The organism is Loktanella sp. DSM 29012, from assembly GCF_900110705.1.
GTDB lineage: Bacteria > Pseudomonadota > Alphaproteobacteria > Rhodobacterales > Rhodobacteraceae > Loktanella > Loktanella gaetbuli.
This window is the reverse complement of record NZ_FOEJ01000002.1, coordinates 470743-485045: the sequence shown is the minus strand read 5'-3', so window position 1 is coordinate 485045 and position 14303 is coordinate 470743. Positions and strand designations below refer to the sequence as shown.

Sequence of the window (14303 nt, the reverse complement as noted above, 5' to 3'; positions counted from 1 at the left end):
ATGAGCCAAGATCGACACCCCTCCGGCGCCCCGTGGCGCAATTTTTACGGCCGTTTCAAGGGCAAGACCATCCGCGCGAGCCAGAAGGATTATCTGGAAAACGATCTGGATGATCTGTCGCCCGGACCTATCGGCTGGGACGTGAACCCCGACCGCACGCCGTTGGACCCGCAGGCCATTTTCGATGGCAAACCACTGTGGCTGGAAATCGGCTTCGGTGGCGGTGAACATTTGATCGGCATGGCACAGGCCAATCCGCAGATCGGGATCATTGGCTGCGAGCCGTTCATCAACGGTGTCGCGATGCTGCTGGGTAAGGTGCGTCAGGCCGATGTGGACAACCTGGCGGTCCACCCCGGCGACGTGCGCGACCTGTTCGACGTGCTGCCGGACGCCTGCGTGTCCAAGGCGTTCTTGAACTATCCTGACCCCTGGCCCAAGGCGCGGCATCACCGCCGACGCTTTGTCACGCCCGAACACCTGCTGCCGCTGGCGCGGGTGATGAAGCCGGGGGCCGAGTTCCGTGTGGCGACAGATATCGAAAGCTATGTGCGCCAGACGCTGGAAGAGGTACCAAAGGCCGGGTTCACATGGACCGCAGAACGCCCGGCGGACTGGCAACAGCCGTGGGATGACTGGATCAGCACCCGCTATGAACAAAAGGCGATCCGCGAGGACCGCACCCCGCATTATCTGACGTTCCTGCGGGACGGGGACGCCGCTCCCGCGGGCTGACGCCGCGGATCGCCCCGCCCACCGATCCGTGTGGGCTTTTCCCCTGCCGCGCAGTGGGGTAGGGATCTGGCGCGCAGCAAAGGAAGACCGCTATGTCAGGCCACGGCACCCCGATCCCGATGACATCCCGCCCCTGTGGCCCGTTGAAAGGGTCCGCGCATGTTCCGGGCGACAAATCGATTTCGCACCGGTCGTTGATCCTAGGTGCGCTGAGCGTGGGCACCACCCGCGTGACCGGCCTGCTGGAAGGCGACGATGTGCTGGACACCGCGCGGGCGATGCGCGCCTTTGGTGCGACCGTCACCGATCACGGCGATGGCAACTGGTCGGTGCAAGGGGTCGGTGTCGGCGGTTTTGCAGAACCTGAAAACGTCATCGACTGCGGCAATTCCGGCACCGGCGTGCGGCTGATCATGGGGGCCATGGCCACCAGCCCGATCATCGCGACATTCACTGGCGACGCATCCCTGAACGGTCGCCCCATGGGACGCGTCACCGATCCGCTGGCCCTGTTCGGCGCGCGTGCCACGGGTCGCGCGGGAGGCCGTCTGCCCATGACGATCGAAGGTGCGCGCGACCCGCTACCGGTCCACTACACCGTCCCGGTCCCGTCCGCGCAGGTCAAATCTGCCGTGCTGCTGGCCGCACTGAATGCGCCGGGCGAAACCGTCGTGATCGAAAAGGAAGCGACCCGCGATCACACCGAACGGATGCTCGCGGGCTTTGGAGCTGAAATCGAGGTCGAGGATACCGACGAAGGCCGGGTCATCACCTTGCAAGGCCAGCCCGAACTGACAGCACAGGACATCGTCGTGCCGCGCGATCCCAGCTCTGCCGCCTTTCCGGTCTGTGCGGCGTTGATCGTGCCGGGGTCCGACGTGCTGGTGCCGGGTATCGGCCTGAACCCGACCCGTGCGGGCCTGTTCACGACGCTGCGCGAGATGGGCGCCGACCTGACCTATGAAAACGAACGGATCGAAGGCGGCGAACCCGTCGCTGACCTGCGCGCCCGCTACTCGCCAGACATGCAGGGCATCGCCGTGCCGCCCGCCCGTGCTGCCAGCATGATCGACGAATACCCGGTGCTGTCGGTCGTCGCGGCCTTTGCCACCGGTGTCACCGACATGCAGGGGGTCAAGGAGTTGCGGGTCAAGGAAAGCGACCGCATCGACGCCATGGCCCAAGGGCTGCGCGCCTGCGGTGTTGACGTGGCCGAAGGTGACGACTGGTGGCAGGTGACAGGTCTGGGCGCTGGCAATGTGCCCGGCGGTGCCACCGTGGCAAGCCGTCTGGACCACAGGATCGCCATGGCCTTCATGGTGATGGGCATGGCGACGCAAAAGCCGGTCAGCGTTGATGATGGCCGCCCGATCACCACGTCGTTCCCGATATTCGAGCCTCTGATGGCTGATCTGGGTGCGCAACTCGTGCGGTCGAACGCATGAAGATGACGGTCGCCGTCGATGGTCCTGCCGCCGCAGGAAAGGGCACGCTGTCCAAGGCGCTTGCCGCGCATTTCGGCTTTGCCCACCTTGATACAGGGCTGCTCTACCGTGCCGTCGGGGCTGGGGTGCTGGCCGGGGGCGATCCGATCAAGGTTGCCCAAACGCTTGAACCTGCGGCGCTGGACAACCCGGCCCTGCGCACGCAGGCCGTGGCAGAGGCCGCAAGCCAGATCGCCGTCATCGCCGAGGTGCGGCAGGCGCTGGTCGATTTTCAGCGGGATTTCGCCGCGCGCGACGGCGGTGCTGTGCTGGACGGGCGGGATATCGGCACGGTGATCTGCCCCGATGCGACGGTGAAACTGTTCGTCACCGCCAGCGCCGAAACCCGCGCTGAACGGCGCTATCTCGAACTGGTGAATGCAGGGCAGGCCGCCGACCGTGCGGCCATCCTCCAAGAGGTGCGCGCCCGCGACGATCGCGATGCAAATCGCGCCACCGCCCCGCTGCGCCCGGCCGTCGATTCGGTCACGCTGGATACATCCGACCTGACGGCTGATCAGGCCCGCGCCCGCGCCATCGCCATCATCAGCGAAAGAATGCCGCAGGGGTGAAACTGGTCTGACTGCCTGTGCGTGTTACCTAAGACATGCACAGCCATCGGATCAGACCCATGCGATACCTCCTTGCCCTGTTGTTGACCCTGACCGCCACGATCGCGCAGGCCGCCGATCCGCGCATGACCTTTGCATCGATCGACGGTGGCGATCTGGCATTGGACGATTTCGCAGGACAGCCGGTGCTGGTGGTCAATACGGCCTCTTTGTGTGGTTTTGCAGGTCAATTGACCGAAATGCAGACGCTGCATGAAACCTACCGTGATGCGGGACTGGTGGTCGTGGCAGTGCCGTCGGATGATTTCAATCAAGAGTTGGAGACCGCCCAGGAGGCCAAGGAATACTGTGAGATGACCTATGGCCTGAACCTGCCGATGACCACGATCACCCGCGTGCGCGGGGCGCAGGCGCATCCGTTCTACAAATGGGTGGAAACCGAAACCGGGTTCGTCCCCAACTGGAATTTCAACAAGGTGCTGCTGGACGGGCAGGGGCAGATCGCCGGCACTTGGCGTGCGCAGACACGCCCCACATCGCGGCAACTGACCGCCCGGATCGAAGCGTTGCTGGACTGACCCGCGCAGGACCGCACAATCGCTTGTGCAATTTGCACGGTTTTGCCCCGCAGCGTTTTGACTATCTCTTGCCAGAACATCCCGCGGCGGGATGCCTCCCGATTGAAAGTGATAGACCATGCTGAACGATCTGCTGAACTGGCGCTATGCCACAAAGAAAATGGACCCGACCAAAACCGTCCCCGAAGAAAAGGTCACCGCGATCCTCGACGCGCTGCGGCTTGCGCCGACCTCCAGCGGGACGCAGCCGTTCGAGGTGATGGTCGTCACCAACAAGGACATCCGTGCCAAACTGTCAGAGGCCGCATTCGGCCAGCAACAGTTGGTCGACGGCAGCCACGTGCTCGTGTTTGCGGCATGGGATGACTATACCGACGAACGCATCGACATGGTGCGCGACGAAACCGGAAATGCCCGTGGCGGTGTGACGGACCAGGTCCGCGACTACTATGAAAACCTCAAGGGGATGCTGGTCGGTCGCGACGCCGATATGAATTTCCAGCACGCCGCGAAACAGGCCTATATCGCGCTGGGCGTGGCCATGCTGGCCGCAGCCGAACAAGAGGTCGACGCCACCCCGATGGAAGGGTTTGATCCCGCCAAGTTCGACGAGATCCTCGGCCTGCGCGAAAAAGGTCTGAAAACCTGTGTAATTCTGCCCCTGGGCTACCGCGACGCGGAAAATGACTGGCTGGTGGACGCGCCAAAGGTGCGCCGTGACCGCGACATCCTGTTTACACGCATCGACTGACCCCTCGGGGCTTGCGATAAATCGGTCCGCGCTGTATGACACGCGGGCCGAAGCATCGAGACAGGTGCGGGCATGAGACTCGAGCAGGGTCGGTATTGTACCGGCCCTGTTGTTTTATGTTCGTATCGGTGTCCGGCCAACTGCAACTCAAAGACCGGCGGAGACAACCGCACGGCCCGTATAAAACGTCAGATTAGGAAACAAACGCCACATGGCAAGCAACACAAGCATGGAAGAATTCGAAGCCCTGTTGAACGAGAGCTTCGAGATCGACACCCCCTCCGAGGGTTCGGTCGTCAAAGGCAAGGTCATCGCAATCGAAGCAGGCCAGGCCATTATCGACGTCGGCTACAAGATGGAAGGCCGCATCGATCTCAAGGAATTTGCAGAACCCGGTGAAGAGCCCAACCTGTCCGTCGGTGACGAGGTTGAAGTGTTCCTGCGTCAGGTCGAAAACGCGCGTGGCGAAGCAGTCATCAGCCGCGAAATGGCCCGCCGCGAAGAAGCCTGGGACCGTCTGGAAAAGGCATATGCCGACGAACTGCGCGTCGATGGCGCAATCTTTGGCCGCGTAAAAGGTGGTTTCACCGTCGATCTGGGTGGCGCTGTTGCGTTCCTGCCCGGCAGCCAGGTTGACGTTCGCCCCGTGCGCGACGCCGGCCCGCTGATGGGCCTGAAGCAGCCGTTCCAGATCCTGAAAATGGACCGTCGCCGTGGCAACATCGTTGTGTCCCGTCGTGCCATCCTCGAAGAATCCCGTGCCGAGCAGCGCGCCGAAGTCATCGGCAACCTGCACGAAGGCCAGGAAGTCGACGGCGTCGTCAAGAACATCACCGAATACGGTGCGTTCGTTGACCTGGGCGGTGTTGACGGCCTGCTGCACGTGACCGACATGGCGTGGCGCCGTGTGAACCACCCGTCCGAGATCCTGACGATCGGCGAGACGATCAAGGTGCAGGTCATCAAGATCAACAAGGAAACCCACCGTATCAGCCTCGGCATGAAGCAGCTGCAGGACGATCCGTGGGATGCGGTCGAGGCGAAATACTCGCTGGAATCCGTGCACACCGGCCGCGTGACCAACATCACCGACTACGGTGCATTCGTTGAACTCGAGCCCGGCGTCGAAGGTCTGGTTCACGTCTCCGAGATGTCCTGGACCAAGAAGAACGTGCACCCCGGCAAGATCGTGTCGACCTCGCAAGAAGTCGAAGTCATGGTGCTGGAAATCGACAGCGCCAAGCGTCGCGTGTCCCTGGGTCTGAAGCAGACGCAGCGCAACCCGTGGGAAGTGTTTGCAGAAACCCACCCCGAGGGCACCGAAGTCGAAGGCGAAGTCAAGAACATCACCGAATTCGGTCTGTTCGTTGGCCTCGAGGGCGACATCGACGGCATGGTTCACCTGTCCGACCTGACATGGGATGGCCGTGGCGAAGACGTCATCGGCGATTTCCGCAAGGGCGACATGGTCAAGGCCAAGGTTGCAGAAGTCGACGTCGAGAAAGAGCGCATTTCGCTCTCGATCAAGGCGATGGAAGGCGATCCCTTTGCTGAAACCATCGGCGGCACCAAGCGCGGTTCGATCATCACCGTAGAGGTGACCAAGATCGAAGACGGCGGCATCGAGGTCGACTATGAGGGCATGAAATCCTTCATCCGTCGTTCCGATCTGTCGCGTGACCGCGCCGAACAGCGCCCCGAGCGTTTCGGCGTCGGTGACAAGGTTGACGTGCGCGTGACCAACATCGACTCCAAGACCCGCAAGCTGGGTCTGTCCATCAAGGCCCGCGAGATCGCAGAAGAGAAAGAAGCCGTCGAACAGTATGGTTCTTCCGACTCCGGCGCATCGCTGGGCGACATCTTGGGTGCGGCGCTCAAGGGCGACGACTGATCCAGATGTGATCGACTGATACGCGGCCCCGCCAGAAACATCTGGCGGGGCCGTTTTCGTTTCGGCGACGAATCGCTTTGCCGGTTTGCGCCTGTTTTCGTTCAAACCCCTCTGTTTGTTTCATATTTCGAGACAAATAACCGCCGAACTGTGCCCAATCCGTGCACAGCGGCAGTTTTCGGCAACTGAATGTGTGTGAACTGTTCCCTTGAGACAGACGAAGGTAATAGGGTTATGCCAATCGACGGCGTCAGTCTGCCCTGGCGTTCATAATATGTTGTGGAGGACATGATGATCCGTTCGGAGCTGATTCAAAAAATTGCCGATGAAAACCCTCATCTTTATCAGCGCGACGTCGAACGCATCGTCACCACCATCTTTGATCAGATCACCGACGCCCTCGTGCGGGGCGAACGGGTGGAACTGCGCGGTTTCGGTGCATTCTCCGTGAAAAAGCGCGATGGACGCATCGGACGGAACCCACGCACCGGAGAAGCGGTTGAAGTGTCAGAGAAGCATGTGCCATTCTTCAAGACAGGCAAACTGCTGCGTGACCGCCTGAACGGGGCCTGACCCGCGGGCGCAAATCAAAGGGACTGACACGATGAAAACACTGAAATACGTCTTTTGGGCGATCGTTGCCGTCGTGCTGATCCTCGTTGGTCTGGCCAATCGTGATGCGACGACGCTTCAGGCTATGCCGACGCCTTTTGCCGACCTGCTGGGCATTTCCCCGAACATCACGCTGCCCCTGTTCGTCGTCATCTTTCTGGCTGCCGGGATCGGCCTGCTGGTCGGGCTGATCTGGGAATGGATCCGCGAATACCCCGAACGCCTAGACGCCCGCGCCAAGGAAAAGGAACTGACACGCCTGCGCAAGGAAGTCGCGGACCTGCGCATGACAACCGGACATCCCGAACAGGGTGATGACGTCATCGCCCTGCTGGACGCACCCCGCAAAAAAGCAGGCTGATGGCGACCAGAATCAAGATATGCGGTCTGCGTACGGCGCAGGACGTCGCCGCTGCCGTGGCCTGCGGTGCCGACGACATCGGTCTGGTGTTTTTCCCGAAATCGCCCCGCAACCTCGAACTGGATGCGGCCGCCGAACTGGCCCTGACAGTGCCCCTGGGCGTGCGCAAGGTTGGGCTGGTGGTCGACATGGATGACGCAGCCCTTGATGATCTGCTGGCGCGGGTACCGCTGGATATGCTGCAACTGCATGGATCGGAAACGCCCGAACGCGTGGCCGATATCCGCGCCCGCAGCGGCCTGCCCGTGATGAAGGCCATCGGTGTGGCCACGGCGGACGACCTTGCCGGGCTGGATGACTACATGGCTGTCTGCGAACAGATCCTCGTGGATGCCAAGGCGCCAAAGGATGCGGACATGCCCGGTGGCAACGGCCACACATTCGACTGGTCGGTGCTGGGGGACGTCAACTGGACGGTGCCCTGGATGCTGGCGGGCGGTTTGCGGCCGTCCAATGTGGCTGATGCGATCCGCCAGACCGGCGCGCCGATGGTGGACGTGTCATCGGGTGTCGAACGCGCGCCGGGGGTCAAGAACCCCGACGCCATACGCGACTTTTGCGCGGCGGTGCGTGGCATCTGACGCGACACTGCGACCGCTTGCCCATGGGGCGCGGGGGCGATACTGCTGACAGGCAATTTTACGCAAGGATGGGCCCATGCCGGACGATCTTTTCAACAGCTTCATGAACGGCCCCGACGAAAAGGGCCGTTTTGGCGAATTCGGCGGGCGTTTCGTGTCCGAAACCCTGATGCCGCTGATCCTCGAACTTGAGGAACAGTACGAAAACGCCAAGACTGACGACAGTTTCTGGGCCGAAATGCACGATCTGTGGACGCACTACGTGGGTCGCCCCAGCCCGCTGTATTTCGCAGAACGCCTGACGGATCATCTGGGCGGGGCTAAGATCTACCTCAAGCGCGACGAGCTGAACCACACCGGCGCGCACAAGATCAACAACGTGCTGGGTCAGATCATCCTCGCACGTCGCATGGGCAAATCGCGCATCATCGCCGAAACCGGTGCGGGTCAGCACGGGGTCGCCACGGCGACGGTCTGTGCGAAATTCGGTCTGAAATGCGTGGTCTACATGGGCGCGCATGACGTGGAACGTCAGGCCCCCAACGTGTTCCGGATGCGCCTTTTGGGCGCAGAAGTCGTGCCCGTCACCTCTGGCCGTGGCACGCTCAAGGACGCGATGAACGACGCGCTGCGCGATTGGGTCACCAACGTGCGCGACACGTTCTACTGCATCGGCACCGTGGCCGGGCCGCACCCCTATCCCGCGATGGTCCGCGATTTCCAGTCGATCATCGGCAAGGAAACCCGCGAACAGATGCACGCGGCAGAGGGACGCTTGCCCGATACGCTGATCGCCGCCATCGGTGGCGGGTCCAACGCGATGGGCCTGTTCTATCCGTTCCTTGATGACAAAGAGGTCAACATCATCGGGGTCGAGGCCGGCGGCAAGGGCGTCGATCAGAAAATGGAACACTGCGCATCCCTGACCGGCGGTCGCCCCGGGGTGCTGCACGGCAACCGGACCTATCTGCTACAGGACGACGACGGCCAGATCCTCGAAGGGTTCAGCATCTCGGCGGGTCTCGACTATCCCGGGATCGGCCCTGAACACGCCTGGCTGCACGACATCGGTCGTGCGCAATACGTGTCAATCACGGACAAAGAGGCGCTGGAGGCGTTCCAGCTGTCCTGCGCGCTTGAGGGAATTATTCCCGCGCTGGAACCGTCCCACGCCTTGGCCCATGTGATGAAAATCGCGCCCACGTTGCCAAAGGACCACTTGTTGGTGATGAACATGTGCGGTCGCGGCGACAAGGACATCTTTACCGTGGCCAAACACCTCGGCTTCGAAATGAAGGTCCCGGGCTGACCGTAACGCCCCGAAAGAACACGCAAACGCCGCCCCCAACCGGGCGGCGTTCGTCGTTTTGGACCGCCTAAACCAAAGTTTAGTGCCCTCGACAGATGGTTTATGGCGCGGCCCCTAAACTCCGTGCGAATAGCGGGGGGCGGCCCATGTGGGTCTTTGTCGTCACCAGACACGTCACCATGACGGGACGTGCAGACTGGTGAAAGGGATAAGACATGAAGCATTTTTGGATGACGGCGGTTCTGGCGTTGGGAACGACAACGGTCGGATCGACGGCCATGGCGCAATCGATTTCCGATCAGGTGATCTCTTCGTTGCGCGATCAGGGCTATAGCCGGATCGAGGTCAAGAACGGCATCAGCCAGGTCAAGGTCGAGGCCATCCGTGGCAACCGAGAGCTGGAAGTGGTCTATGACAAACGCACTGGCGCGATCCTCAAGCAAGAGGTCAACGCCGTGGATAGCCGCGACCGGAATGCTACGGGCATCGAGGTGCGCGACGAACGCCGCGATTTCGTGTCGGCACGGAACAACGACGATGATGACCGTGGCCTGGGTGGCAATGGTCGCCGCTTTTCAGATGATGACGACGACGATGACCGTGGGCGCGGTCGCGGCCGCGGCGGCCGTGACGACGCCCATGACGACGACGATGATGACGACCGGGGCCGTGGCCGTGGTCGTGGCGGGCGTGATGACGATGACGACGATGATGATCGCAAGAAACGCGACCGCGACGACGACCGCCGTGACCGTGACGATGACGACGATGACGACGACTGATTTTCTTTCACAGGATCAGCCGGAACGATAGAGTTGAAAGCGCCCCCGTCCTGGTGCGGGGGCGCATGATGATTGGAAATGCCGCAATGAAACGACTGCTGCTCATACTGTCCCTGATCTGCGCACCCGCATGGGTGTCGGCGCAATCGGTCGAGGATCAGATCGTTACGCAGCTTCGGGCGCAGGGATTTACCCAGATCGAGATGAACCGCACGCTTTTGGGCCGTGTCCAGCTGCGGGCGCTGTCACCGACGTTGGATCGGGAAATGATCTTTAACCCAGCGACGGGTGAAATCCTGCGCGACAGCTGGACCCGCCGGTCGAGTGGCAACACGGTGCCGCGCGTCGCACAGCCCTTTTCCAACCGGGACCGCGATGATGATGATCGGGATCGCAACAACGACCGCGACGACGATCGCAAACGATCTGACGACCGAGATGACGACCGCAAACGATCTGCCGACCGTGACGATGACGACGATGACAAGGGACGGGGACGCGGTCGGGGACGGGGGCGTGGTGGCGACGACGACGATGATGACGACGATGACGATGACTGAAACCGGACCCGCATGAGCCGATGAAAAAGCGCAGTATCCTGATTTTCGCAGTGGTGGTCTTTCAGGCCATCAGCGCTGTGCTTTTCGTGGTCAACATCATCTCGACCGTGACGGGATTGTTTGCATTCACATGGATGGTGCACGAACTGATCGAACTGGGTGCGGCTGTCGGGTTGCTGCTGGGGGTTGTTCTCGGGGCGGTCGTGCTGGTGCGGGTCATGCAGCGCACCCACCGGATCGAGGATCAGTTGCGCATCGCATCGGGGGCTTTCATGGAACTGCTCGAGGATCGTTTTGCCGATTGGGGGCTGACCCCGGCGGAACGTGACGTGGCGCTGTTCGCGATCAAGGGGATGTCCACCAATGAAATCGCCACGCTGCGTCAGACCAGCGAGGGCACTGTCAAGGCACAGACCAACGCGATCTACCGCAAGGCCGGGGTCAGCGGACGCCCTCAGCTGCTGAGCCTTTTCATTGATGATCTGATGTCCGGGCCGCTGGGCACCACCGCGCCGTCACCGCCGCAAAGAGAGCACGTCGAACTCGGACTCGAGCGCGGGTAGCGGCATCAGGATGCGCGCGCGGTCGGGCGCAGGTTGTTCGACACGCCCCACGATGGGCCACAGGGTGCCGTCTGTTTCGAAATCATCCGCCAGATCGGCATAGGCAATCGGTTCGACCTCTGCGACATGGCCTGTCGCGGTCAGCACCATGCCCTCGGGTGCCAAGGTGATGCGCCCCGTCAGGCGCTGCGATCCTGTGGTCTTGGTCAGAATGAAACCGTCGCCATCGGTCGTGATCGTGCAATCGAACGCGGCATAGACAACCAATGCGGCTTCATCGCCCAGTTTCAGCATCCGGCACTGCCAGTCACCTGGCAATGTGGTCTGGATCGGGGCCAGTGGCGCACCTTCCATCACCTCTTGCAGCAGGTCCAGGTCGCCGCGCCCGCCGCCTGCCAGTGCCGTCAGCAGGGCCGATCCTGCGGCCGCATCCAGCGCGTCGAGCCGCACCTGATCGGCAGAGCGCAGCATATCCTGTGCCGCGAGGGGCGAGGCCAGCAGCGCAAGGCAGACGGCAGTCCGCAGCATCACACTTCCTTGTCGTACAGACGTAGCACGTCCACCGGCACGATTTCGGTCGCCCGGACGTGGGTTGCGGCCAGATTGACCTGCGGCGCGCAGCCTTCGGCGTGGGCCTGCATGAACCGCCCCGCACACAAACACCAGCTGTCGCCGGGTTTCAGCCCCGGAAACCCGTATTCCGGGCGTGGCGTGGACAGATCGTTGCCGACATATTTCGAATAGGCCAGAAATTCGGCAGTCAGCACAGCACAGACCGTATGACTGCCCTGATCCTGCGCGCAGGTATCGCAGGCCCCGTTGCGGAAAAATCCGGTCATGGGGTCGGTTGAACAGGGCGCGAGCGGGCCACCAAGGACATTGAACGAGGGGTCTTTTTCCATGGGATTAAGGTAGCACAGGCACCGGTGCCGTCCAGTCGATCCAGCGACCGTGAAAATCAACGCGGCCCAGCACGATGGTCAGATCACCGGGCCACAGCCGCAATGTCAGCGCGGCACCCCCTGCGTTGGTGTCGGCCTCCATCGCGACCCAGGCCAGCGGGTTGTGTTGCGTCGCCAGCGCGCCAGCGGTCTCGATCAGGGACCGGCCACGATCCTGCACGGGCGTGGGAAAATACTGCCAGGCAATCGTGTGATAGATCAGATGCGTTTGTCCTGGCAGATGGGCCAGTCGCGGGGCCAGCCAGTCGATTGCATCCGCCTGCGCGGGGGCAGGGCCTGCTGCGGCAATCGCGGCTTGTGTTAGCGTCAGCCGGTCGGGCTGATCCGCCCAGAGGTAGGCCTGCAACCGTGCCGACCCCGCGCCTGTGTGCGGGTCATTGGGGCGCAGATCGACGCCGCCGCGCGCGACCACCTGCGGCGCATCCAGCGGTGGCAAGGCACCCGACCAATCCGGAGTCAGCGTCAGCGCGGGGTCCAGTGGTCCAAGGGTCGCCCCCGGCAGGGCCAGCGCAAAGCGGTCGAACATCAGGTTCAGCCCGCCGCTGGCCCCCAGTTCCGACACCCGCAGGGGGAGTTGGTGCAACGCATGCAGGTAATGGGCGGCGGCAATGATCGCAGCCGCGCGGCGCACCTCGTTTGTCTGTGGCGGGCTGTCGATGAAATCGTCAATAAACGCTGCCTGACCCACCAGACTGGCGCAGACTGCATCCCACAGCGCATCATCGCTGACCTGATGCGGCGGGTAGGCAGGGGTCAGCACAGGATCGCCCGCCAGTTTCAGCGCATGCAGCGCGCCCGCCAGCCGGAGTGGCACAGCGCCCGCGCGGTTTGACGGGTCGCCAGGCCAGTCGAAAATGCGATCCCGGATGTCACCCTTGGGCCAGTCGCGCACCGCCAGCAGCCCGCACAACCGTTCCATGAAGGGTGACCCTAGTGCCGCGCAGTGGGCGGCCTGCGTGACAAAGGCCTCCCTGATGCGCGCGGGTGTCACTTGAAACGGTCCATCAGTCTCTGCATCGCGCTGCGGGTGTCCTCGACCGTGTTCTGGGGTGTCGGGGCAGGTTTCGGTTTGGGTGCAGTGGTCGAGGATCGCGGCGGGGCCACCCGCTGTGCGATCGCATTCAGGAACCGGTCGCCGTGGCCTGCAACCAGTTCCGCGATCCCGTCGGAAATGCCGCGCAGCACGTCGTCCAGCCAGTCCTGATCGGCCTTGGCGAAATCATGCAGCACGTAACCTGCCACCCGGTCCTTATGCCCCGGATGACCGATCCCCAACCGCACGCGGTCGTATTCCGGCGACAGATGCGCGTGGATCGACCGCAACCCGTTGTGCCCCGCGTGACCGCCACCCGTTTTCAGCCGCACCTTGCCGGGGGCCAGGTCCAGTTCATCGTGGAACACGATCACATCGGCCACGTCGATCTTGTGGAACGCGCTTGCGGCCTGCACCGACCGTCCTGACTCGTTCATATAGGTCTGCGGTTTCAGCAGCACGACCTTGTCCGACCCGAACCGCCCTTCGGACACCAGCCCGTTGAATTTCGACCGCCAGGGCGAAAACCCGTGATCGTCGGCAATACGGTCCAGCGCCATAAAGCCGATGTTGTGTCGATGGCCCGCGTATTGCGCGCCAGGATTGCCAAGGCCGGTGATCAGTTTCATAGGCTTACCTTATGGCCGTGCGGCCCAAACGAAAAGGGCAGGCGGAACGCAAAACGGGGCCCGCGATGGGGCCCCGTTCAAAACCGTGACTGAGGTGTTTATTCCTCGGGATCGGCGGGCGGACCCATTTCCGTGGTCGGCACTTCATCTGCATCGACATCATCGCCGTCGTCATCGTCGGCGGCCAGTGCGCGCGGTGCGCTGATGGTGGCGATGACGAAATCGCGGTCGCTGATGACCGGGTTTGCGCCATCGGGGACGGTCAGATCGCTAAAGTGGATGGTGTCACCGATCTGTGCCTCGGCCAGATCGACCGTCAGCTCGTCGGGAATATCACCGGCCAGCACGTTCATCTCGACTTCGTTGCGGACCACGCCCAACACGCCACCAGCCTTCAGGCCGCGGCAGGTGTCTTCGTTCAGGAAGGTGACCGGAATGAAGATGTTGACGCGGCTGGTGCGCTTGAGGCGCATCAGGTCGATGTGGATCGGCAGATCCTTGACCACATGGCGCTGGATGCCGCGGCAGATGACGCGGACGTCGTCGTGGCCTTCAACCTTGAGGTTGAACAGCGTCGACATGAAACGGCCCTTGCGCAGGCGCGTCAGCAGCTTGTTGAAATCGAGGTTGATCGACAGCGGATCAACGCCGCCACCATAAACGATTCCGGGAACTTGTCCGTCGCGACGAGCTTGGCGGGCGGCCCCCTTGCCTGTCCCCGCGCGAACCTCGGCGTGCAGATCAGGGATCTTGTCAGCCATGTGGTATCTCCAAATAATAAAGGGGCGCCATCCTCCAAGGGTGCATGGCGCCGGGTGAGCCGCCCCTATAGGGCGTCGC

Annotated in this window: 18 protein-coding genes; 13 read left to right on the top strand and 5 right to left on the bottom strand. The window is 62.4% G+C overall.

Going from position 1 to position 14303, the window contains the following annotated elements; translation table 11 throughout:
• From trmB to BMX27_RS07045, 13 genes are all read left to right on the top strand, one after another.
• A complete protein-coding gene (gene trmB / locus BMX27_RS07105) occupies nt 1-735 on the top strand; it encodes a tRNA (guanosine(46)-N7)-methyltransferase TrmB (RefSeq protein WP_090159154.1) in 735 nt (244 codons plus the stop codon).
• Nucleotides 736-827: 92 nt separating this feature from the next.
• The gene (gene aroA, locus BMX27_RS07100; RefSeq protein WP_090159153.1) at nt 828-2180 is read left to right on the top strand and encodes a 3-phosphoshikimate 1-carboxyvinyltransferase; all 1353 of its coding nucleotides are present in this window, start codon (nt 828-830) and stop codon (nt 2178-2180) included.
• The gene (locus BMX27_RS07095; RefSeq protein ID WP_090159152.1) at nt 2177-2791 is read left to right on the top strand and encodes a (d)CMP kinase; all 615 of its coding nucleotides are present in this window, start codon (nt 2177-2179) and stop codon (nt 2789-2791) included. The genes aroA and BMX27_RS07095 overlap by 4 nt, the downstream gene beginning before the upstream one ends.
• A 59-nt stretch (nt 2792-2850) precedes the next feature.
• Nucleotides 2851-3369, top strand: coding sequence for a glutathione peroxidase (locus tag BMX27_RS07090; RefSeq protein WP_090159151.1), 519 nt, complete (start codon nt 2851-2853; stop codon nt 3367-3369).
• Nucleotides 3370-3487: 118 nt separating this feature from the next.
• Nucleotides 3488-4120 carry an NAD(P)H-dependent oxidoreductase gene (locus BMX27_RS07085; RefSeq protein WP_090159150.1) on the top strand — a complete coding sequence of 211 codons (633 nt, stop codon included), beginning with the start codon at nt 3488-3490 and terminating at the stop codon, nt 4118-4120.
• A 211-nt stretch (nt 4121-4331) separates the two neighbouring features.
• Nucleotides 4332-6011, top strand: coding sequence for a 30S ribosomal protein S1 (gene rpsA / locus BMX27_RS07080; protein WP_083484450.1), 1680 nt, complete (start codon nt 4332-4334; stop codon nt 6009-6011).
• Between the two features lie 291 nt (nt 6012-6302).
• Nucleotides 6303-6584 (top strand): integration host factor subunit beta, encoded by a 282-nt coding sequence (gene ihfB / locus BMX27_RS07075; protein WP_056038152.1) that lies wholly within the window; start codon nt 6303-6305, stop codon nt 6582-6584.
• Nucleotides 6585-6615: 31 nt separating this feature from the next.
• Nucleotides 6616-6984, top strand: coding sequence for a lipopolysaccharide assembly protein LapA domain-containing protein (locus BMX27_RS07070; RefSeq protein ID WP_056037980.1), 369 nt, complete (start codon nt 6616-6618; stop codon nt 6982-6984).
• On the top strand, nt 6984-7625 hold the full coding sequence (locus tag BMX27_RS07065) for a phosphoribosylanthranilate isomerase (RefSeq protein WP_090159149.1): 642 nt from the start codon (nt 6984-6986) through the stop codon (nt 7623-7625). Before BMX27_RS07070 ends, BMX27_RS07065 begins: the two co-directional genes overlap by 1 nt.
• Nucleotides 7626-7701: 76 nt before the next feature.
• Entirely contained in the window at nt 7702-8934 is a 1233-nt protein-coding gene (trpB, locus tag BMX27_RS07060) for a tryptophan synthase subunit beta (protein ID WP_090159148.1), read from the top strand.
• A 215-nt stretch (nt 8935-9149) separates the two neighbouring features.
• Nucleotides 9150-9716 (top strand): PepSY domain-containing protein, encoded by a 567-nt coding sequence (locus BMX27_RS16830; protein ID WP_090159147.1) that lies wholly within the window; start codon nt 9150-9152, stop codon nt 9714-9716.
• Nucleotides 9717-9802: 86 nt separating this feature from the next.
• The gene (locus BMX27_RS16825; protein ID WP_177172672.1) at nt 9803-10276 is read left to right on the top strand and encodes a hypothetical protein; all 474 of its coding nucleotides are present in this window, start codon (nt 9803-9805) and stop codon (nt 10274-10276) included.
• A gap of 20 nt (nt 10277-10296) precedes the next feature.
• Nucleotides 10297-10839: a helix-turn-helix transcriptional regulator gene (locus BMX27_RS07045; RefSeq protein ID WP_090159146.1), complete on the top strand. Its 543-nt coding sequence runs from the start codon at nt 10297-10299 to the stop codon at nt 10837-10839.
• Here BMX27_RS07045 and BMX27_RS07040 read toward each other — a convergent pair.
• From BMX27_RS07040 to BMX27_RS07020, 5 genes are all read right to left on the bottom strand, one after another.
• Complete coding sequence (locus BMX27_RS07040) at nt 10792-11367, bottom strand: DUF4893 domain-containing protein (RefSeq protein WP_090159145.1); 576 nt, start codon at nt 11365-11367, stop codon at nt 10792-10794. The genes BMX27_RS07045 and BMX27_RS07040 overlap by 48 nt on opposite strands.
• Nucleotides 11367-11741 (bottom strand): DUF2237 family protein, encoded by a 375-nt coding sequence (locus BMX27_RS07035; protein WP_090159144.1) that lies wholly within the window; start codon nt 11739-11741, stop codon nt 11367-11369. Before BMX27_RS07035 ends, BMX27_RS07040 begins: the two co-directional genes overlap by 1 nt.
• Nucleotides 11742-11745: 4 nt before the next feature.
• Entirely contained in the window at nt 11746-12792 is a 1047-nt protein-coding gene (locus tag BMX27_RS07030; RefSeq protein ID WP_090159143.1) for a DUF2332 domain-containing protein, read from the bottom strand.
• A complete protein-coding gene (pth, locus tag BMX27_RS07025; RefSeq protein WP_090159142.1) occupies nt 12789-13463 on the bottom strand; it encodes an aminoacyl-tRNA hydrolase in 675 nt (224 codons plus the stop codon). Before pth ends, BMX27_RS07030 begins: the two co-directional genes overlap by 4 nt.
• Before the next feature lie 98 nt (nt 13464-13561).
• Nucleotides 13562-14224 (bottom strand): 50S ribosomal protein L25/general stress protein Ctc, encoded by a 663-nt coding sequence (locus BMX27_RS07020; protein WP_090159141.1) that lies wholly within the window; start codon nt 14222-14224, stop codon nt 13562-13564.
• Nucleotides 14225-14303: the final 79 nt, after the last annotated feature.

What these genes read in the sequence shown, in the direction of transcription:
- trpB (WP_090159148.1), top strand. Translation starts at nt 7,702, where the DNA reads ATGCCGGACGATCTTTTCAACAGCTTCATGAACGGCCCCGACGAAAAG.
- BMX27_RS16825 (WP_177172672.1), top strand. Translation starts at nt 9,803, where the DNA reads ATGAAACGACTGCTGCTCATACTGTCCCTGATCTGCGCACCCGCATGG.
- BMX27_RS07085 (WP_090159150.1), top strand. Translation starts at nt 3,488, where the DNA reads ATGCTGAACGATCTGCTGAACTGGCGCTATGCCACAAAGAAAATGGAC.
- aroA (WP_090159153.1), top strand. Translation starts at nt 828, where the DNA reads ATGTCAGGCCACGGCACCCCGATCCCGATGACATCCCGCCCCTGTGGC.
- trmB (WP_090159154.1), top strand. Translation starts at nt 1, where the DNA reads ATGAGCCAAGATCGACACCCCTCCGGCGCCCCGTGGCGCAATTTTTAC.
- ihfB (WP_056038152.1), top strand. Translation starts at nt 6,303, where the DNA reads ATGATCCGTTCGGAGCTGATTCAAAAAATTGCCGATGAAAACCCTCAT.
- BMX27_RS07045 (WP_090159146.1), top strand. Translation starts at nt 10,297, where the DNA reads ATGAAAAAGCGCAGTATCCTGATTTTCGCAGTGGTGGTCTTTCAGGCC.
- BMX27_RS07095 (WP_090159152.1), top strand. Translation starts at nt 2,177, where the DNA reads ATGAAGATGACGGTCGCCGTCGATGGTCCTGCCGCCGCAGGAAAGGGC.
- BMX27_RS07040 (WP_090159145.1), bottom strand. Translation starts at nt 11,367, where the DNA reads ATGCTGCGGACTGCCGTCTGCCTTGCGCTGCTGGCCTCGCCCCTCGCG.
- BMX27_RS07020 (WP_090159141.1), bottom strand. Translation starts at nt 14,224, where the DNA reads ATGGCTGACAAGATCCCTGATCTGCACGCCGAGGTTCGCGCGGGGACA.
- pth (WP_090159142.1), bottom strand. Translation starts at nt 13,463, where the DNA reads ATGAAACTGATCACCGGCCTTGGCAATCCTGGCGCGCAATACGCGGGC.
- rpsA (WP_083484450.1), top strand. Translation starts at nt 4,332, where the DNA reads ATGGCAAGCAACACAAGCATGGAAGAATTCGAAGCCCTGTTGAACGAG.
- BMX27_RS07090 (WP_090159151.1), top strand. Translation starts at nt 2,851, where the DNA reads ATGCGATACCTCCTTGCCCTGTTGTTGACCCTGACCGCCACGATCGCG.
- BMX27_RS07065 (WP_090159149.1), top strand. Translation starts at nt 6,984, where the DNA reads ATGGCGACCAGAATCAAGATATGCGGTCTGCGTACGGCGCAGGACGTC.
- BMX27_RS07035 (WP_090159144.1), bottom strand. Translation starts at nt 11,741, where the DNA reads ATGGAAAAAGACCCCTCGTTCAATGTCCTTGGTGGCCCGCTCGCGCCC.
- BMX27_RS07070 (WP_056037980.1), top strand. Translation starts at nt 6,616, where the DNA reads ATGAAAACACTGAAATACGTCTTTTGGGCGATCGTTGCCGTCGTGCTG.
- BMX27_RS16830 (WP_090159147.1), top strand. Translation starts at nt 9,150, where the DNA reads ATGAAGCATTTTTGGATGACGGCGGTTCTGGCGTTGGGAACGACAACG.